This is a genomic window from Arthrobacter sp. SX1312 (genome assembly GCF_002929295.1).
In the GTDB taxonomy this organism is placed as follows: Bacteria; Actinomycetota; Actinomycetes; order Actinomycetales; family Micrococcaceae; genus Arthrobacter_D.
This window is the reverse complement of record NZ_PJIM01000002.1, coordinates 1,135,867-1,153,457: the sequence shown is the minus strand read 5'-3', so window position 1 is coordinate 1,153,457 and position 17,591 is coordinate 1,135,867. Positions and strand designations below refer to the sequence as shown.

18 protein-coding genes are annotated in these 17,591 nt (G+C 71.7%); 3 read left to right on the top strand and 15 right to left on the bottom strand.

Annotated features, from left to right (window positions below; translation table 11 throughout):
- Positions 1-72: 72 nt before the first annotated feature.
- The 4 genes from CXQ92_RS12950 to pdhA all read right to left on the bottom strand — a co-directional run bounded on the left by CXQ92_RS12950 (position 73) and on the right by pdhA (position 4,393).
- Positions 73-456 (bottom strand): hypothetical protein, encoded by a 384-nt coding sequence (locus CXQ92_RS12950; protein ID WP_104168089.1) that lies wholly within the window; start codon positions 454-456, stop codon positions 73-75.
- 73 nt (positions 457-529) lie between these two features.
- A complete protein-coding gene (locus CXQ92_RS12945; protein ID WP_104168088.1) occupies positions 530-2,155 on the bottom strand; it encodes a dihydrolipoamide acetyltransferase family protein in 1,626 nt (541 codons plus the stop codon).
- A gap of 1 nt (position 2,156) precedes the next feature.
- Positions 2,157-3,227 carry an alpha-ketoacid dehydrogenase subunit beta gene (locus tag CXQ92_RS12940; protein WP_104168087.1) on the bottom strand — a complete coding sequence of 357 codons (1,071 nt, stop codon included), beginning with the start codon at positions 3,225-3,227 and terminating at the stop codon, positions 2,157-2,159.
- Positions 3,224-4,393 (bottom strand): pyruvate dehydrogenase (acetyl-transferring) E1 component subunit alpha, encoded by a 1,170-nt coding sequence (gene pdhA, locus CXQ92_RS12935; protein WP_258069936.1) that lies wholly within the window; start codon positions 4,391-4,393, stop codon positions 3,224-3,226. Before pdhA ends, CXQ92_RS12940 begins: the two co-directional genes overlap by 4 nt.
- 241 nt (positions 4,394-4,634) lie before the next feature.
- Here pdhA and CXQ92_RS12930 point away from each other — a divergent pair, with 241 nt between their 5' ends.
- A complete protein-coding gene (locus CXQ92_RS12930) occupies positions 4,635-5,078 on the top strand; it encodes an Lrp/AsnC family transcriptional regulator (RefSeq protein WP_043441957.1) in 444 nt (147 codons plus the stop codon).
- 55 nt (positions 5,079-5,133) lie between these two features.
- Positions 5,134-5,793 carry a dihydrofolate reductase family protein gene (locus CXQ92_RS12925; RefSeq protein ID WP_104168085.1) on the top strand — a complete coding sequence of 220 codons (660 nt, stop codon included), beginning with the start codon at positions 5,134-5,136 and terminating at the stop codon, positions 5,791-5,793.
- Between the two features lie 23 nt (positions 5,794-5,816).
- On the opposite strand, the gene CXQ92_RS12920 is transcribed toward CXQ92_RS12925, so the two are convergent.
- The 7 genes from CXQ92_RS12920 to CXQ92_RS12890 all read right to left on the bottom strand — a co-directional run bounded on the left by CXQ92_RS12920 (position 5,817) and on the right by CXQ92_RS12890 (position 11,129).
- Positions 5,817-6,596 (bottom strand): enoyl-CoA hydratase/isomerase family protein, encoded by a 780-nt coding sequence (locus CXQ92_RS12920; RefSeq protein WP_104168256.1) that lies wholly within the window; start codon positions 6,594-6,596, stop codon positions 5,817-5,819.
- 60 nt (positions 6,597-6,656) lie between these two features.
- Entirely contained in the window at positions 6,657-7,787 is a 1,131-nt protein-coding gene (paaE, locus tag CXQ92_RS12915; RefSeq protein WP_104168084.1) for a 1,2-phenylacetyl-CoA epoxidase subunit PaaE, read from the bottom strand.
- A complete protein-coding gene (gene paaD / locus CXQ92_RS12910) occupies positions 7,787-8,299 on the bottom strand; it encodes a 1,2-phenylacetyl-CoA epoxidase subunit PaaD (RefSeq protein ID WP_104168083.1) in 513 nt (170 codons plus the stop codon). Before paaD ends, paaE begins: the two co-directional genes overlap by 1 nt.
- Positions 8,300-8,320: 21 nt before the next feature.
- A complete protein-coding gene (gene paaC / locus CXQ92_RS12905; RefSeq protein WP_104168082.1) occupies positions 8,321-9,145 on the bottom strand; it encodes a 1,2-phenylacetyl-CoA epoxidase subunit PaaC in 825 nt (274 codons plus the stop codon).
- Positions 9,142-9,489: a 1,2-phenylacetyl-CoA epoxidase subunit PaaB gene (paaB, locus tag CXQ92_RS12900; RefSeq protein WP_104168081.1), complete on the bottom strand. Its 348-nt coding sequence runs from the start codon at positions 9,487-9,489 to the stop codon at positions 9,142-9,144. Before paaB ends, paaC begins: the two co-directional genes overlap by 4 nt.
- Positions 9,490-10,470, bottom strand: coding sequence for a 1,2-phenylacetyl-CoA epoxidase subunit PaaA (gene paaA / locus CXQ92_RS12895; protein ID WP_104168080.1), 981 nt, complete (start codon positions 10,468-10,470; stop codon positions 9,490-9,492).
- A 206-nt stretch (positions 10,471-10,676) separates the two neighbouring features.
- A complete protein-coding gene (locus CXQ92_RS12890) occupies positions 10,677-11,129 on the bottom strand; it encodes a helicase associated domain-containing protein (protein WP_146067467.1) in 453 nt (150 codons plus the stop codon).
- A 27-nt stretch (positions 11,130-11,156) separates the two neighbouring features.
- On the opposite strand from CXQ92_RS12890, the gene CXQ92_RS12885 reads away from it, so the two are divergent.
- On the top strand, positions 11,157-11,885 hold the full coding sequence (locus tag CXQ92_RS12885) for a TetR/AcrR family transcriptional regulator (RefSeq protein ID WP_306738593.1): 729 nt from the start codon (positions 11,157-11,159) through the stop codon (positions 11,883-11,885).
- Positions 11,886-12,542: 657 nt separating this feature from the next.
- Here CXQ92_RS12885 and paaZ read toward each other — a convergent pair.
- The 4 genes from paaZ to CXQ92_RS12860 are packed head-to-tail and all read right to left on the bottom strand — an operon-like array spanning position 12,543 to position 17,537.
- A complete protein-coding gene (gene paaZ / locus CXQ92_RS12875) occupies positions 12,543-14,630 on the bottom strand; it encodes a phenylacetic acid degradation bifunctional protein PaaZ (RefSeq protein WP_104168076.1) in 2,088 nt (695 codons plus the stop codon).
- Between the two features lie 14 nt (positions 14,631-14,644).
- Positions 14,645-15,592, bottom strand: coding sequence for a 3-hydroxyacyl-CoA dehydrogenase family protein (locus tag CXQ92_RS12870; protein WP_104168075.1), 948 nt, complete (start codon positions 15,590-15,592; stop codon positions 14,645-14,647).
- Positions 15,589-16,329, bottom strand: a complete 741-nt coding sequence (locus tag CXQ92_RS12865; RefSeq protein WP_104168074.1) for an enoyl-CoA hydratase/isomerase family protein — start codon at positions 16,327-16,329, stop codon at positions 15,589-15,591. Before CXQ92_RS12865 ends, CXQ92_RS12870 begins: the two co-directional genes overlap by 4 nt.
- A complete protein-coding gene (locus CXQ92_RS12860; RefSeq protein ID WP_104168073.1) occupies positions 16,329-17,537 on the bottom strand; it encodes an acetyl-CoA C-acyltransferase in 1,209 nt (402 codons plus the stop codon). The genes CXQ92_RS12865 and CXQ92_RS12860 overlap by 1 nt, the downstream gene beginning before the upstream one ends.
- Between the last annotated feature and the right edge of the window lie 54 nt (positions 17,538-17,591).

The following is a 17,591-nucleotide window of genomic DNA, read 5'->3' as shown; positions in this document are numbered from 1 at the left end:
GGGGACCGGGTTGCCCGGGCCGTGGTCGTGCTACCGGCCATGGCCCTCCGAACGGGGCGGGACCGGAGACGCCTAGGACCTTTCGGGTCCCTCCAGCTCGTGCGGCTGCTCCCGCTCGTCCGGTTCTGCGGCCGCGGGCTGTGCCGGCAGGTGCTTCCGCACCGCATAGTGGTGCCCGAGGGAGTCCGTGTGGATCTCCATGGAGAGCAGGGCGCTGTCGGACAGATCCTCGGCGGCGTCGTGGCGGTGCACGACCGGCGTGCCCCCGTCACTGCGAGCCGCCGGGCCGAGGAAGGTCCGCGCGGCGTTGTCGAGCCCGTCGAAGAAGGACCGGTGGGCGTGCGCCTCCGGGTGCGGCGGTTTCTGGACGGGCCCACCCGGAGCGGTCGGCGCGAGCGGGGACGGTCGGGCGGACTGCTGGTCGTGCTTCCTGTGATTCCGGCGGATTTTCATCATGCACCTGATTCATCGTGGGACCCTCAGTCTACTCCGCCGGGTCCTCGGAGAACCCGGCGGACTGCTCCCACGCCTACAGGTCGGCGAGCATCCCGCCCGGGTTCTCCATCGCGTCCGCGACGAACCGCAGGAAGCCTCCCGCGGTTCCGCCGTCGCACACGCGGTGGTCGAAGGCGAGCGTCAGCTCGGTCACCTTGCGCACCGCGAGCCCGCCGTCCACGACCCACGGGCGGTCGATGATCCGGCCCATCCCGAGGATCGCCGATTCCGGGTAGTTGATGATGGCCGCGCTCCCGTCGACACCGAACACCCCGTAGTTGTTCAGGGTGAAGGTGCCGGAGGACAGGTCCGACGGCGTGGCCCTGCCCTCACGTGCCAGGGCGGCGAGGCGGCGGATCTCGGTGTCGAGCCCGCGGGCGGACAGGGTGTCGGCCCGTCGGATGCCCGGCACCACGAGGCCGCGGTCCGTCTGTGCTGCGATCCCGAGGTTCACGCCGTCGACCCGCACGATCTCCTGGGCGCCGTCGTCACCCGTCGCGATCCGGCTGTTCAGCTCCGGGTAGCGGGCCAGACCCGCCACGACGAACCGCGCCACGAAGGCCAGCAGGCCGGGCACCGCGTCCGGCGTCCTGCGCTTCATCTCCGCCCGCAGTTCCACGAGGGCGGTGGCGTCGACGTCCACCCAGACCGTGGCCTCGGGGATCTCGCGTCGGCTGCGGGTCATCGCATCGGCGATCGTCCGCCGGACTCCCCTCAGGGGGGTGCGTTCGAGGACCGTGAGCCCGGACCGCGGATCGAGCGGAGCGTCCGCGGCTCCCGTGGCGGCCGGCATGTCGCGGGTCACGGGGGAGGCACCGGGGACGGCGTCGGCAGGGACGGCGCCCTCAGGGACATCAAGGCCGGACGACGCCAGAGCCGCGATCGCCTGCTCCACGTCGCGACGGAGGATCAGCCCCTTCTCCCCCGACCCGCGGAGGTCGGCGAGCCGCACGCCGTTGTCGCGCGCGAGCTTCCGGACCAGGGGCGAGACACACAGCGGGGCCGTGCGGGCGTCGGACGCTGCCGTGCCGGCGTCGGACGCTGCCGTGCCGGCGTCGGAGGCCGCGACCGGATCGGTGGCCGCGGCGGCCTGGGCCGCGGGCGACGGCGTCGTCCGAACGGCGGGGGCCGCGGCCGCCGTAGCAGCCGAGGACGCAGCGGACGCCGGTGCCGACGTAGCGGCTCCCGCCGTCGTGCCCTTGCGCGGCCGGGTGCGGCCAGCGGTGAGACCACCCGGAGTGCCGTAGCCGATCAGCACGTTCCCCGAGCCGCCGTCGGCCGCCGAGGCGTCGTCCCCGGTGGCAGCAGCAGGGACACCGGCCTCCTCGCGGAGCTCCGCCGCCGCGGCGTCGACACCTGCAGTGGCGGCTGCCGGTGAGGTGGCCGCAGGTCCGCCGCCGTCGGGCCGGACGGAGAGGAACGGCGCACCGACGTCGAGCACTTCACCGGGCCTGCCGTGCAGCACGGCGACGGTCCCCGCGAAGGGCGAGGGGACCTCGACGACCGACTTGGCGGTCTCGACCTCCGCGATGGGCTGGTCGACGGCCACGGGGTCGCCCTCGGCGACGAGCCAGGACACCAGCTCGGCCTCGGTCAGGCCCTCTCCGAGGTCGGGGAGGGCGAACACCTGGAGCCCGGAATCGACGGCGGGTGCACTCATGTCAGTCCTCCCACTGCAGGTCGTCCACGGCGTCGAGGATGCGGTCGACGCTCGGCAGGTAGAAATGTTCGAGCTTCGGCGAGGGATACGGGATGTCGAACCCGGTCACGCGGAGCACGGGGGCGGCGAGGGAATGGAAGCAGCGCTCCTGCACCCGGGCCACGATCTCCGACGCCACCGACACGAAGCCCGGAGCCTCCGCGACGACGACGGCGCGGCCGGTCCGTCGGACGCTGGCGCAGACGGTCTCGTCGTCGAACGGCACGATGGAGCGGAGGTCGATGACCTCGATGGACCGGCCCTCCTCGGCGGCCGCAGCGGCCGCGGCGAGCGCCGTCGGCACGGACGGGCCGTAGCTGATGAGGGTCGCATCGGTCCCGGGGCGGGCGACGACGGCCTTGCCGATGCGTCGGGGCGCCTGGCCGGCCTCGAAGGTCCTGCGCAGCTCGGCGAGGTCCACCTCCTCCTTGGACCAGTACAGCTTCTTCGGTTCCAGGAACACCACGGGGTCCGGGGACGCGATCGCCTCGCGCAGCATGAAGTAGGCGTCGCGGACGGTCGCGGGGGCCAGGACCGTGAGGCCGGGGGTGTGCGCGTAGTAGGCCTCCGAGGAATCACAGTGGTGCTCCACGCCGCCGATCCCGCCGGCGTACGGGATCCGGATGACGAGGGGCAGGCGGACCCTGCCCTTCGTACGGTTCGGCATCTTCGCGACGTGGCTGACCACCTGCTCGAAGGCCGGATAGGCGAAGGCGTCGAACTGCATCTCGACGACGGGCTTCATGCCGTTCATCGCCATGCCGATGGCCATGCCCATGATGCCGGCCTCCGCGAGGGGGGTGTCGAAGCAGCGCTCCTCGCCGAAGCGGGCCGTCAGGCCGTCCGTGATGCGGAAGACGCCGCCGAGCGGTCCGACGTCCTCGCCGAACATCAGTACGGAGGCATCGGCCGCCATCGAGTCCGCGAGCGCGGCATTGAGGGCCCTGGCGAAGGTGGACGTCACGCGTTTCCCCGGCACGGCGCCGGTCCGGTCCGCCACGCCCCCGGTGGGTGCCTCCGTGGTCTGCGTCATGGTCGGTCCGCCTTCGTGTCTGACGTGGGGGTTCCTGTGCCGGCGGCGTCGCGCGCCAGTTCCTCGCGAAGCTGCTCTGCCTGCTCGCGCAGCTGCGTCGTCTTCTCCGTGTACACGTACTCGAACAGTTCCGCAGGGTTCACTGTGACCTCCGTGTTGAGTCCCTTCCGGATGGCGGCGGCGATCGCGTCCGCCTCGTCGGCCAGGGCCCGCTCCAACTCGACCGTCAGCAGGTCCAGCGCGCGCAGGTAGGTGCGCAGGCGGGTGATCGGATCCTTCGGCACCCAGCGCTCGACGTCGTCGGCGGAACGGTAGCGCGTCGCGTCGTCCGCGTTGGTGTGCGCCTGCATCCGGTAGGTGTGTGCTTCGACGAGGGTGGGGCCGCCACCGTCGCGCGCCCGGTCCACGGCGCTTCCGAGCACGGCGAGGAGCGCGGCGAGGTCGTTGCCGTCCACGCGCTCACCGGGCATGCCGTACCCGATGGCCTTGTGGGCGAGGGACGGTGCGACGCTCTGGCTCCTGAGCGGCACCGAGATCGCGAACTCGTTGTTCTGGACGAAGAACACGACGGGGACGTGGAACACGGCAGCGAAGTTCAGGGCCTCGTGGAAGTCGCCCTCGCTGGTCGCGCCGTCACCGCACATGGCGAGGACGACGGTCGACTCGCCGCGCAGCTTGGCGGCATGGGCCACGCCGACGGCGTGGAGGAGTTGCGTGGCCAGCGGCGTGGCCTGGGTGGCGACGCGGTGCTCGTGCGGGTCGTAGCCGCCGTGCCAGTCGCCGCGGAGCAGCGTGAGGACCTGGAGCGGGTCGACGCCGCGCGTGATGACGGCGACCGTGTCCCGGTAGGTCGGGAAGAGCCAGTCCTCCGCACCGAGGACCACGGCGGCGGCGACCTGGCAGGCCTCCTGGCCGTGGGAGGAGGGGTAGACGGCCATCCGGCCCTGGCGGACGAGGGCGTTGGCCTGGTCGTTGATGCGGCGGCCGGCGATGAGGCGGCCGTAGGCGTCGAGCAGCCGGTCCCCGTCGGGGAGCGGGTAACGCTCGTCGGTGTGGTGATGACCGTCCGGGTCCACCAGCTGCACGGGCTCCACCGACGGGAGCAGGGCGCTGTCCGGCGTCGTGCCGCCGTCGCGCGCTCCGCCCCCGGGTGCACCGCCCAGCATGCCGTTGCGGCCCTCATTCGTTGCCGTACTCATTCCGCCTCCATCACCAGCCGCCGTAGCGGCCTTCCATTCTCGGCGCGGAGCGGTAGCTCCGGCACTGGATGCTGTGTGGAACCAGTATGGCCAGCCGGCATCTTTTGTATCCACGAAGTCGGCGAAGTGTGGATATTCGTTCAACGAACGCGGTATTCTTTGGACGAATCGGCAGTGTGAGCTGGATTACGCGAAGGAGCGTGGACACGTGGTGGACGGAGTGCTCGACGACGTCGATCGGAAGATCCTCGCCGAACTCACGCGGGACGGGCGCCAGTCCGTGACCTCGGTGGCCGAGCGTGTGCACATCTCGCGGGCACACGCCTACTCCCGCATCGCGAAGCTGACCGAGGACGGCGTGCTGACGCGGTTCACGGCGATCATCGACCCGGCCAAGGCCGGCCTCCGGTCCTCCGCCTACGTGACCCTCAAGGTGCGGCAGCACTCCTGGCGCGAGCTCCGCGACAGGCTGCGCAGCGTCCCGGAGATCCACCACATCGCACTGGTCGGCGGGGACTTCGACGTCATCCTCCTGGTGCGGGCGGAGGACAACGTGGGGCTGCGACGGGTCATCTTCGACCAGCTGCAGTCGATGCCCGGCGTCCTCGACACCCAGACGTTCCTCGTCTTCGAGGATCTGGACACGCGCTGACCCGCCGTGGAGCATGGTCATCACCCGCTGGCCGTGCACTGCACAAGGAGATCCCATGTCCCTCGTCCGTGTCCACAACTTCTCCGTCTCCCTCGACGGCTTCGCCACCGGCGAGGGCCAGACCCTCGAGGCCCCGTTCGGCCATGCGGGCTCACGGCTCATGGAGTGGGCGATCGGGACCCGCACCTTCCGCGCGATGGGCCTCCACGGGGAGGGCCCGGGTTCCTCCGGCGTCGACGATGCCTTCGCCGCCGCGTGGGGGCCAGGGATCGGGGTGGAGATCATGGGGAGGAACAAGTTCGGCCCCCACCGCGGCCCCTGGGAGGACGAGGAATGGAAGGGCTGGTGGGGCGGGAACCCCGTCTTCCACACCCCCGTCGTGGTCCTGACGCACCACCCCCGACCGGTCCTCGAGATGGATGGCGGGACGACCTTCCACTTCGTCGACGCCAAGCCCGCCTCCGCACTGGAACAGGCCCGCGACCTGGCCGGGGGCCTCGACGTCCGGATCGGCGGCGGCGCCATCACGGTCCGGCAGTTCCTCGAGGCCGACCTCATCGATCACCTGCACGTCGTCGTCGTACCGATCGTCCTGGGCAGGGGCGAACGCCTGTGGGACGGCCTCGAAGGGCTCGAGGGGCGCTTCGGGATCGAGGCGACCCCCTCCCCGTCGGGGGTCGTGCACCTGGTCCTCACGCGCCGCGGGTCCCGGTAGCCGCCGACGGCCACACCGGGGGCTCAGGCGCCGAAGCGCGGCGCCCGCTTCTCCCGGAACGCCTGGAGGCCCTCGCGGTAGTCGTCCGATGCCCCGAGCACACCCTGGACGTCGTTCTCGCCGCTGACGGCCTGCCACAGTCCGAGCCGCTCGTCACGGATCCGCGCGACGAGCTGCTTCGAGGCGACGAGCGCCTGCAGCGGACCGGTCGCCGCCCGCGCAGCCTTCGCCCGGGTGAACTCGAGCAGCTCCCCGGCAGGCACGGCGCGGCTGAATAGTCCGCCGGCCACCGCCTCCGCTCCGGTCATGAGGTCCCCCGTGTACATCAGGTCCAGGGCCCGGTGCGGACCGAGCCGCTCGGTGAACAGCCAGTGCCCGCCGGAGTCCAGTGCCAGCCCGAGGGCGACGAACGGCGAACCGATCTTCGCGGACTCCGCGACGTACACGACGTCCGTCGCGAGCAGCAGGCCCAGGCCGACGCCGAGGCACGCGCCCTGCGCCGCCGCGAAGGTCGGAGCCGGGAAGTCCGCCATCTTCCGCAGCAGCGGGGTGAGCGTGGCGTCGAGGAACCCGAAGGCGTCGTCGGCCCCGGGTTCGATGGACCCGAGATCCCGGCCCGCACAGAAGGCGCGCCCCTCCCCGCGCAGCACGAGCGCACGGACGGTGCCGTCGCGCACGCCGGCGGCGGCGGCGTCGTAGGCGTCGGCGAGCTCGGCGAGCGCCTGCTCGTCGACGGCGTTGAGCCGGTACGGCGCGTCCAGCACCACCTCGGCGACCCCGCCGTCGATGCTGAGGCGGATCATGCCGGCGGAGGGTTCACTGCCCGACGGCGTCGCGGTGGAGGGGATGGTCATGGCTGCCTCTCAGGCGTCGTAGTCGACGGCGACGGCGTCGCTCGTGGGGTGGGCCTGGCAGGTGAGGACGAACCCTGCGGCGACCTCGTCGGGTTCGAGCGCGTAGTTCTCCTCCATCGCCACGGTCCCCTGGACGAGCTTCGCCCGGCACGTCCCGCACACCCCGCCGGCGCACGCGAACGGCACGTCGGGGCGCACCCTGAGGGCGGCGTTGAGGATCGACTCGCGGGCGTGGGTGGGGCTCTGCACCGAGCCCTGCAGGCCGTCCAGGTTGAAGGAGATGGTGTAGTTCTCCCCGTTGTCCGCCGCCACCACCGGGCGTCCGTGGCTGCCCTCCGGCCGGGTGGGTTCGCCGGTCGTGAACAGCTCGAAGCGCACCTTCTCCGCGGGCACCCCGCGCTCGGTGAGGAAGTCCCGGCAGAGCTGGACGAGCTCGAACGGTCCGCAGAGGAACCACTCGTCCACGCGGTCGGTGGCGATGACCGTGCCGAGCAGGCCCTCGAGTTTCTCGGCGTCGATCCTGCCCGAGAGCAGGGGCGAGATGCGCTGCTCGCGGGACAGGACGTGGTGCACCGCGAAGCGGGCGGGGTAGCGGTCCTTGAGGTCGGCGAGTTCCTCGAGGAACATGACGTCCATCGCGGCCCGGTTGGCGTAGACGAGGTCGAAGCGTACGTTCGGGCCGCCGGCGAGCATGGACCGGGCGATCGCGATCACCGGGGTGATGCCGGACCCGGCGGCGACGGCGACGAACGAGACGGGCTGCTCCCCCGGCGTCGTGCGCGGGGTGAACTGCCCGAGCGGGCTCATGACCTCGAGGGTGTCCCCCGCCGTCAGGGACTCGTTGACCCAGGTGGAGAAGACACCGCCGAGGTCGCGTTTCACGGCGACGCGCAGCTCCCCGGGGCGCGGGTCGGCGCAGATCGAGTAGCTGCGGCGGACCTCCCGCGGCACGCCGTCGACGTCGAGCGTGGTGCGCAGCGCCACGTACTGCCCGGGGAGGTACCCGAACGCGTCCTGCAGGCGGGGAGGGACGTCGAGGGTGACCTCGACGGCGTCCTCCGTCAGCCGGCGGACGCCGCGCACGGTGAGCGTGTGGAAGGCACTCCGCCGTTTGGTGGAGGGGGCGAGGACAACGGCCATCAGTGCACCTTGAAGTAGTCGAAGGGTTCCCTGCAGTCGTTGCACACGTACAGCGCCTTGCAGGAGGTGGACCCGAAGCGGGTCAGTTCGCGGGTGTTCAGGGACGAGCACTGGGGGCACTTGACGCTCAGGCCGATGCGCACCGGCCCGACGGCGGCCTTGCCCGTGGGTGGCGCGATGCCGTACCGGGCGAGCTTCGCCTTGCCGTCGTCGCTCAGCCAGTCGGTGGTCCAGGCGGGCGCGAGCACGAGCCGGACGGCGACGTCGTCGTAGCCCGCCGCGTGCAGCGCCGAGGTGACGTCGTCGCGGATGGCATCCATCGCCGGGCAGCCCGAGTAGGTGGGGGTGATCGCGACCTCGACCCGTCCCGACGGCGCCACGTGGGCTGCGCGCAGCACCCCGAGGTCCTCGATGGTGAGCACCGGGATCTCCGGGTCGCAGACCGTCGCCGCGACGTCCCAGGCCGCGGCGTCGGGGGCCGCCGAGGGCCGCAGGTCCGCTCCGGTCACCATGGGGACCCCATCAGGACACGCTCACCAGGACGCACCCGGATGCTCGCGGGCGAGGACCTGCATCTCGGCGAGCAGGTACCCGAGGTGCTCGCTGTGGCGCCCGAGGCGTCCGCCCCCGACGGCGCCGGGCACCGCGGGGACCTCGAGCTCGGCCTCGGTGAGGACCGTCCGTACCGCGCTGTCGAAGGACTCGCGGAGCTCGCTCGGGCGCACCCCGGCATCGCCCACCTCGTCGATGAGCGGGTAGTCGGTGAACAGTTCCTCCACATAGGGCCAGGTGAGCCGGAGGCCGGCGATCATCCTGCGGCGCGACTCCTCGGTCCCGAGCGCGAGGCGCAGGACCCACTGGGTGGCGTGGTCCCGGTGGTAGTCCACCTCCTTGACGGCCTTCGCGGCGATCGCGGCGAGGGTCGGGTCGCTCGAGTGGACGAGGCGGGAGTAGAGCTCCCACTGGTAGAGCGCGACGACGAACTGCCGGGCGATGGTGCGGGCGAAGTCCCCGTTGGGCTGCTCCACGAGGTGCACCGAGCGGAACTCGGGCTCGCGGCGGAAGTAGGCGAGGTCGTCCTCGGTCTTGTCCCAGGCGCGGCCGGCGTAGGTCAGGAAGGACCGGGCATGCCCGATCTCATCGAGCGCGATGTTCGCCAGCGCCACGTCCTCCTCGAGTTCGGGCGCCCTGGAGATCCACCAGCCGAGCCGCTGCGCGAGGATCAGGGCGTCGTCGCCCAGTCCCAGTGCGTACCGGGCGACGGCGTCGGCGGGCTTCGCGTCCTGGAGGGCGATGTCCTCGGGCCGCAGCGCATTGCCCGGCGTGATGCGCGTGGCACTGGCGTTCGCCTCGCTCACAGGTGCTTCACTCCCTCGCTCTTCGTGTAGTACGTCGCGTGGCGGTAGTCCTTGCCCTGCGGCGACTCGAAGAAGGCGTCCTTCGCGTCGGGATCGCTCGTGATGATCGCCGACGCCGGGACCACCCACAGGCTCACGCCCTCGTTGCGGCGCGTGTAGAGGTCGCGCGCGTTGCGGACGGCCATCTCGGCGTCGGGCGCATGGAGCGATCCCGCATGCACGTGGGAGAGGCCGCGCGAGGACCGCACGAAGACTTCCCAGAGCGGCCAGGCCGCGCGCTCCTCGTGGAGGCCCGACGACGGCGCCGTCGCGCCGTCGTCGCCCGTCGTCGATCCGCCGGTCACCTAGGCCGCCTTCGTCGTCGTGGGCTTCGCGGCCTGCCGGGCGGCGTAGGCCGAGGCGGCGTCGCGGACCCAGGCGCCCTCCTCGTGGGCCTCCCGGCGTCGTTCCAGGCGCTGCGCGTTGCAGGGACCGCGGCCGGCGAGGACTTCCTTGAACTCGTTCCAGTCGAGGGGTCCGTACTGCCACCGGCCGGTCCCCTCGTCGAAGCGGACGTCCTTGTCCGGCAGGTCGAGCCCGAGGACCTTGATCTGTTCGACCATCATGCCGACGAAGCGGGACCGCAGCTCGTCGTTGGAGAAGCGCTTGATGTTCCACTCCATGGACTTCTGCGAATTGGGGGAATCCTCGTCCGGCGGGCCGAACATCATGAGCGACGGCGCGTACCAGCGGTTGACGGCGTCCTGGGCCATGGCGCGCTGCTCGGGGGTGCCGTTGGCCAGTTCGAGCAGGATCTCGAAGCCCTGCCGCTGGTGGAACGACTCCTCCTTGCAGATGCGGACCATCGCACGCCCGTACGGGCCGTAGGAGGCACGGCATAGGGGCACCTGGTTGCAGATGGCTGCTCCGTCCACGAGCCAGCCGATGGCCCCGATGTCCGCCCAGGTCAGCACGGGGTAGTTGAAGATGCTCGAGTAGCGCGCCTTGCCGGCGATCAGGTCCTCGGTCATCTTTTCGCGCGGGGTCCCGAGGGTCTCCGCGGCGGAGTACAGGTAGAGTCCGTGCCCGGCCTCGTCCTGGACCTTGGCCATGAGCACGGCCTTGCGCTTGAGGGACGGGGCGCGCGTGATCCAGTTCGCCTCCGGCTGCATGCCGATGATCTCGGAGTGCGCGTGCTGGGAGATCTGGCGGGTCAGCGACTTGCGGTAGTCGGCGGGCATCCAGTCGCGCGGTTCGATCCGGGAGTCCCGGGCGATGATGTCGTTGAAGACCTTCTCGCCGGCGGCGTCGTGGTCCGCACGGGTGTCGATCGCTGTCGCCGTCATGGTGCCTGCCTCGCTCGTCTGGACGTCCGGTTTAATTACCGACCGTTCGTTCAGTATAGGGAGGGTGCGCGAGGACCGTCAACGGTCGGGGCCGTGCCGGGGGCGGCGCCCGCCTGTGCGGCGCGGACGGTGTTCCCGGGACGACGGGGTGTCGGAAGGTGTTCCTGGTCCACGGTTCGTGGACGGGGAGCAGCAGAGGGCGGCGGTCAGCCGACCCGGGCCAGCGGCGCGTCCCGGCTGCCCTGGCTGCCGGCCACGATCTCCCGCAACGCGCGGACGGGTCCGTTCTCCACGGCCCGCGAGGAGAGCTGGGCGTTCATCCAGGCGGCGAGCCGCTTCTCCCCGACGGATGCGGGGGACGAGAGCGATGGCAGCCGGCCCTCGTCCTCGAGGAACTCGGAGATGCTCTCGACCTTCAGCCAGGCGGCCCCGGTGCGCTCGCGCTCGACGGGCTCCTCGGAGAGCACCCCCGCGGCGCAGAGCTTCGCACGGTGCGCGGCCGTCAGGCGCCCGGCGCGGGCGGCCTTGCGCTGTTCGTCGAGCCACATGGCCATGCGGTGCTCGCCCGGAGTGGATGCTCTGAATGATGGATCACGGCCCTCGCTGTCACGGAAGGCGATGAGTGCCCGCAGGCGGAGATCCCAGGAGGTCGTTAGCACGGGGAGCGCCCTTTCAGACTGGAGCAGGTGATAGTAATAAGCCTACTACTTACTAGGCAAGCTAACTATCACCCGTTAAGAGTGATGCCTCGCTCGTCCCCTGCCACTCGACCGCCCGGACCGCCGTGCAAAAATGAGCGCATGACCGTCGATGGATCCCGCCCTGCCGCCACTGCCCGGCGCGGACGCCCCGGCTACGACCAGCAGTCGGTCCTCGCCGTCGCGGTCTCGGCCTTCAACCGGCACGGCTACGAAGCGACGTCGATGGGGATGCTCGCGGAGGAACTCGGCATCAGCAAGTCCGCGATCTACCACCATGTGCCGTCCAAGGGGGATCTCCTGCGGCTGGCCCTCGATCATGCGCTGGGTGGGCTGGAAGCCGTGCTGCAGGATCCGCGGGCGCACACCGGTCCCGCGGATGCCCGGCTCGAGTTCGTGCTGCGGGGGACCGTCGCCGTCCTGACCGAGCGGCTCCCCTTCGTCACGCTGCTGCTGCGGCTTCGCGGCAACACGGAGATCGAGCGTGAGGCGCTGGAGCGCCGCCGGGCCTTCGACCGGGAGGTGGCGGCCCTCGTCGATGCCGCGCGGCACGAGGGGTCCATCCGGAAGGACATCGACCCGAGGACCACCACGCGCCTGATCTTCGGCACCATCAACTCGATCGTCGAGTGGTACAAGCCGGGCGGGCCCCTGACCGCCGAGAAGCTCTCCGACGACGTCATCCACATGGTGTTCGACGGCCTGCACCGGCGCTGACCGCCTGGCCGCTCCTGCGTCCACTCCCTGTTCCGCTCCGCGGCGACGGTCCTGCCCACTGACGGGCGGTGCTCGATGGGCATCACGCGTCATGCCCACTCACTCCCGGGGCCCGGTGGGCAGGACGGCGAGGGTCCCGTCCCCTGTGCTCGTCCACATAGGCCGTCCTCATGCGGTCATGAGGTCCGGGTGCGGGCAGGGTCCCCTCATGGACCCCCGCACTGCACTGGAAACGCTCGGCGGAGTAGCCCGCAGCAAGACACTCGTCGCGGCCGGCGTCACCCCTATCGGCTCAGGCAGGCGGTGGATCGGGGGGAGGTACTGCGACCGGTCCGCGGCGTGTATCGCCTGCCCGATCTGTACGTCGACGGCATCCTGGGCATCGAGGCGGACGGACGGCAGTACCACAGCGACCGCCGCGAGTTCGAGGAGGACCGCCGCCGCTGGAATCTGCTCACTACCCGGGGCATCCCGGTCCTTCGGGTGACCCATGCCCTGCTGACGCGGCAACCGGACGACTTCCTGACGCTCGTGCGCGCGGCAATATCCGCACGACAACCCGGTGGCTGCGCGGTCCCGGTGGGCATGGATGCTGCTGCCCACGGGGACCTGCGGGTCGGTGGGCGGCAGCGGCAGCGAATGCGCCCGAGGGGCGGACTACTTCCGCACGAGGGTCAGGACGTCGTAGGTCGCCACGATCTCGTCGTCCTGGTTGTGCAGGACGGCGTCCCACGCGACCTCCCCGTACTCGTCCGTCTCGCGCGGCGTGATGCGCTTGGCCGTCAGGGTCACGCGGATGGAGTCCCCCGCGGCGACCGGCGTGATGAACCGGAGGTTCTCCAGGCCGTAGTTGGCGAGCACCGGCCCGGGCGCGGCATCCACGAACAGGCCTGCGGCCCAGGACAGCAGCAGGTACCCGTGGGCCACGATCCCGGGGAAGAACGGGTTCGCGGCCGCCGCCTCCTCGTCGGTGTGCGCGTAGAAGGTGTCCCCCGTGGTCTGCGCGAAGGCCTCGATGTCCTCCAGCGCCACCCGGCGCAGCCCGGACTTCACGGCGTCCCCGATGCGGAGCGTCGCCAGGTCCTTCCGGAACGGGTGGGTGTCGTCGAACCGGCGGTCCGCCCCGGTGTGCCACTCCCCCGTGATGCTCGTGAGCATGTTCGGCGAGCCCTGCACGGCGGTGCGCTGCATGTGGTGCAGCACCGAACGCATGCCCCCCAGTTCCTCGCCGCCGCCCGCGCGCCCGGGCCCTCCGTGCACGAGGTGCGGGACGGGCGACCCGTGGCCCGTGGAACTGCGGGCGTCCTCACGGTTGAGGATGAGGACGCGGCCGTGGTGCGCGGCGATCCCGAGCACGAGCTCCTGCGCCACCGCGGGGTCGTTGGTGCACACCGTGGCGACGAGGGAGCCGGACCCGAGAGCGGCGAGGCGGACGGCGTGCGCGAGGTCGTCGTACCCGATGACGGACGCGACCGGCCCGAACGCCTCCACGGAGTGCAGGGCGCCGGCCTCGACGTCCTTCCAGGTGAGCAGCACCGGCGCCATGAACGCGCCGTCGGGTGCTTTCCCGGACGTGTTGTCGGCGAGCACGACGTCGGGCGCGTCCAGTGAGCCGAACGCCAGGGAGGCCCCGCCGTCGAGCAGTTCGCGGACGGCGTCCTGCACGCCCTCGAGCTGCGCGAGGGACGCGAGCGCGCCCATGGTGACGCCGTCGGCCCGTGGGTCGCCCAGCGTCACCCGCTCGCGGATGCGGTCGCCGGCGGCACGCACGACGTCGTCGACCAGGTTCTCCGGCACGATGGACCGGCGGATGCTCGTGCACTTCTGGCCGGCCTTGACCGTCATCTCGGTGACGAGGGACTTGATGAAGGCCTCGAACTCCGGGGTGCCCGGCACGGCGTCCGGTCCGAGGATGGCGGCGTTGAGGGAATCGGTCTCGCACGTGAAGCGGACGCCACCGCGCTCGACCGACGGGTGGGACTTGAGGTGATTGGCGGTGGACGCCGAGCCGGTGAAGGACACGAGGTCGCGGTAGTCGAGGTGGTCGAGGATGTCGCGGGCCGGCCCCGAGACGAGCTGCAGGGACCCTTCGGGGAGGATGGCGGAGCCGATGATGAGCTTCACGACGGCGGCCGTCAGGAACCCGGTGGGCGTCGCGGGCTTCACGATCGTGGGAACGCCGGCGAGGAACGCGGGGGCGAGCTTCTCGAGCATGCCCCACACCGGGAAGTTGAACGCGTTGATCTGCACCGCGACACCCGGGATGCGCGTGTGGATGTGCGTGCCGAGGAAGGAGCCGTCCTTCGACAGCACCTCGGGTGGGCCGTCCACGATCACGTGCGAGTTCGGCAGCTCGCGGCGTCCCTTCGACCCGAACGTGAAGAGCACGCCGATCCCGCCGTCGATGTCCACCATCGAGTCGACCCTCGTGGCGCCGGTCTTCGCCGACAGCTCGTACAGCGGCTCGCGCTGCGCGTTCAGGTACTGCGCGAGCTCCTTGAGCTTCAGCGCGCGTTCGTGGAAGGTGAACCGGCCGAGGGCCGTCTGGCCCGTGGTGCGCGCGAAGCGGACGGCGGCGGCGGTGTCGATGCCGGCCGTGCTGACGAGGGCGAGGTCCTCGCCGGTGCTGGCGTCGCGCACCACGGTGCCGTCGCCCTCCGCGGCGGTCCGGTCGGGCGTCCACCAGCCGTCCTCGAGGAAGCTGGGGACGACGTCGATCTGTACTCGTTCCGGGGCGGTTGTCATGGTCCGCTCGCCTTTCACTGGTGCTGCCGGGATGGGTTCTGGTCGGTGGCGGCCGACGGCGGGGCGTCGTCCCAGGCGAAGAAGCCCCGTCCGCTCTTGCGGCCGAGTTCGCCGCGTGCCACCTTCTCGCGGAGGATCGCGGGCGGGCTGAAGCGGGGGCCGAGCGTGGCTTCGAGGTACTCGGCGATGCCGAGGCGGACGTCGAGGCCCACGAGATCCGTGGTGCGCAGCGGGCCCACGGGGTGCCGGTAGCCGAGGACCATCGCGGCGTCGATGTCCTCCGCCGTCGCGACGCCCTCCTCGAGCATGCGCATCGCCTCCAGGGCGATGGCCACGCCGAGCCGCGAGCTCGCGAACCCGGGGGAATCGCGGACGACGACGGGCGTCTTGCCGAGCGCTGCCACCCAGGACCGGGCGGCCTCCTCGAGCTCAGCGGAGGTCTCCGTGCCGAGGACCACCTCGATCAGGGCCGACGCCGGGACGGGGTTGAAGAAGTGGAGCCCACAGAAACGGGAGGGTCGCTGGAGGGCGCCCGCCAGTGCGTCGACGGAGAGGGAGGAGGTGTTCGTGGCGAGCCAGGCGCCGTCGTCGAGCTCGTCCTCGACGGCGCGGAGCGCCTGCCGCTTCAGGGCGGGGTCCTCCGGCACGGCCTCCACCACGAGCCCGCATCCGGCGAAGTCCGCGTAGTCCGTGGACACGGCGATCCTGGCCTCGAGGTCGGCGAGCGGGGCCGTCGTCGTCCCTCGTCCGACGCTGTTCGCGAGGGCCCGGGTGACGCGGCCGAGGCCGGCCTCCGCGGCGGCGTCGTCCCGTTCGACGACGACGACGCTCGACCCGGCGAGGCAGAACGCGTGGGCGATGCCCGCGCCCATCCGGCCGCCGCCGAGGACGCCGACCCGCACGGGGAGGCCGGTGGGCCTGCTCGCGGGCGTGCCGTGGTCGCTGGTGGGGTCGCTGCTCATGAGCCCTTCTTCCGGTCGAGGAATCGCTGCATGCGGTCGAACTTCGCGTCGGACTCGAAGAGGACGGCCTGCGCCAGCTGGTCGATCATCGGGTGCGCGTCCCGGGGTGCGTGGAAGACGCTCTTGGTGATGCGGACGGCGAGCGGGTCCTGCCGCGCGATGCGGTCGGCGAGCGCGTGGGCCGCCGGCAGGAGGCCCTCGGGTGCGTGGATCTCCGTGATGAGGCGCGCGGCGAGGGCCTCCTCGGCGGAGAGGATGCGCCCGGCGAGCAGGATCTCCAGGGCGAGGGGCTCCCCCACCAGCTCCTTCAGCCGCCACGTGGCCCCGGCGGCGGGGAGGATCCCGAGGCCGGTCTCCGGGTTGCCGATCCTCAGGCGCGGCGTCCCGAGGCGGAAGTCCGCCGCGAACGCGAGTTCGGCGCCTCCGCCGAGCGCGAACCCGTCGAGCGCCACGATGACGGGCATGGGCAGTGAGGCGATGCGCGCGAAGAGCGTCGAGTTGATGCCGGCCAGGGCGTCGTCGCGGCGGCGCTCGCGCAGCTCGGCGATGTCGGCGCCCGAGGCGAAGACGCCGTCGGACCCGGTGAGGATGAGCGTGCGCGGGGACCCCTCGAGGTCCTGGCACACGGCGTGCAGCTCGTCGACCATCCGGCGGTCGATCGCGTTGCGGGCCTCCGGCCGGTGCAGTTCGACGACGAGGCGGCCGGGTGCGTCGGTGAGCTTCAGCGACGACGGCATCAGACGGCCTCGACGAGCAGGGCGGTGCCCTGGCCGACGCCGACGCACATGGTCGCGAGGCCCAGGCGCCGGGACGGGCCGGCGAGTTCGCGCTCGAGCCTGCCGAGCAGGGTGACGGCGATCCGGGCGCCCGAGGACCCGAGGGGGTGGCCGAGCGCGATCGCCCCGCCGTCGCGGTTCACGATCTCCTCGTCGAGCCCGAGCCGGCGGATACACGCGAGCGACTGGGTCGCGAACGCCTCGTTGAGCTCGACGGCGCCGAGCTCCGCGACGGTGAGGCCGGTGCGCTCGAGCACCTTCTGCGTGGCCGGCACCGGGCCGATGCCCATGATCTCCGGCGGGACGCCCGCGGAGGCGCCGTCGAGGATCCGGGCACGCGGCGTCAGCCCGTACCGCTCGATCGCCGCCTCCGAGGCGACGATGACGGCGGAGGCGCCGTCGTTCAGGGAGCTCGAGTTGCCGGCGGTGACGATGCCGTCCGGGCGGACCACGGGACGGAGTCCTGCGAGGACCTCGAGGGTCGTGTCGGCCCGCGGGCCCTCGTCGGTGTCCACGGAGAAGGACGTCCTGCCGCGGTTCACCTGCACGGGGACGATCTCGTCCGCGAAGCGCCCGGCGTCGATGGCCGCGAGGGCCCGCTGGTGGGACCGGAGCGCGAAGGCGTCGGCGTCGTCGCGCGTGATGCGGTCCAGCGTCGCCAGTTCCTCCGCCGTCTCGGGCATCGAGTAGGTGACCTTGTCGCGGGCGGCGAGCAGCGGGTTGGTGAAGCGCCATCCGATGGAGGTGTCCACGACGGCGCCGGGCTTCGCGAACGCCTTCGCGGGCTTCTCCATGACCCACGGCGCACGGCTCATGGACTCGACCCCGCCGGCGATGACGACGTCCGCGGCCCCGGCCCTGACCATGTGGGACGCCATGATGATGGCCGACAGACCCGAGGCGCAGAGCCGGTTGACGGTGATGCCGGGCACGCTGTCGGGGAACCCCGCGAGGAGGGACGCGAGCCGTGCGACGTTGCGGTTCTCCTCCCCCGCACCGTTGGCGTTGCCGAGGATCACCTCGTCCACAGTGGCCGGGTCGAGGCCGGCGCGCTGCACGACGGCGGAGAGCACGAGCGCCGCGAGGTCGTCCGGGCGGACGCTCGAGAGGGCCCCGCCGTACCGCCCCACGGGGGTGCGGACACCACCCACCAGGAAAGCCTCGGCCATGTTCGTCTCCCTCGTCGTCGTGGTGGGCCCGCTCCGGTCGAACGAATTACCGAA

Excerpts from the sequence above, each read along its gene's own strand:
- CXQ92_RS12950 (WP_104168089.1), bottom strand. The coding sequence starts at position 456 with ATGATGAAAATCCGCCGGAATCACAGGAAGCACGACCAGCAGTCCGCC.
- CXQ92_RS12945 (WP_104168088.1), bottom strand. The coding sequence starts at position 2,155 with ATGAGTGCACCCGCCGTCGATTCCGGGCTCCAGGTGTTCGCCCTCCCC.
- CXQ92_RS12940 (WP_104168087.1), bottom strand. The coding sequence starts at position 3,227 with ATGACGCAGACCACGGAGGCACCCACCGGGGGCGTGGCGGACCGGACC.
- pdhA (WP_258069936.1), bottom strand. The coding sequence starts at position 4,393 with ATGCTGGGCGGTGCACCCGGGGGCGGAGCGCGCGACGGCGGCACGACG.
- CXQ92_RS12925 (WP_104168085.1), top strand. The coding sequence starts at position 5,134 with ATGTCCCTCGTCCGTGTCCACAACTTCTCCGTCTCCCTCGACGGCTTC.
- CXQ92_RS12920 (WP_104168256.1), bottom strand. The coding sequence starts at position 6,596 with ATGATCCGCCTCAGCATCGACGGCGGGGTCGCCGAGGTGGTGCTGGAC.
- paaE (WP_104168084.1), bottom strand. The coding sequence starts at position 7,787 with ATGGCCGTTGTCCTCGCCCCCTCCACCAAACGGCGGAGTGCCTTCCAC.
- paaD (WP_104168083.1), bottom strand. The coding sequence starts at position 8,299 with ATGGTGACCGGAGCGGACCTGCGGCCCTCGGCGGCCCCCGACGCCGCG.
- paaA (WP_104168080.1), bottom strand. The coding sequence starts at position 10,470 with ATGACGGCGACAGCGATCGACACCCGTGCGGACCACGACGCCGCCGGC.
- paaZ (WP_104168076.1), bottom strand. The coding sequence starts at position 14,630 with ATGACAACCGCCCCGGAACGAGTACAGATCGACGTCGTCCCCAGCTTC.
- CXQ92_RS12870 (WP_104168075.1), bottom strand. The coding sequence starts at position 15,592 with ATGAGCAGCGACCCCACCAGCGACCACGGCACGCCCGCGAGCAGGCCC.
- CXQ92_RS12865 (WP_104168074.1), bottom strand. The coding sequence starts at position 16,329 with ATGCCGTCGTCGCTGAAGCTCACCGACGCACCCGGCCGCCTCGTCGTC.
- CXQ92_RS12860 (WP_104168073.1), bottom strand. The coding sequence starts at position 17,537 with ATGGCCGAGGCTTTCCTGGTGGGTGGTGTCCGCACCCCCGTGGGGCGG.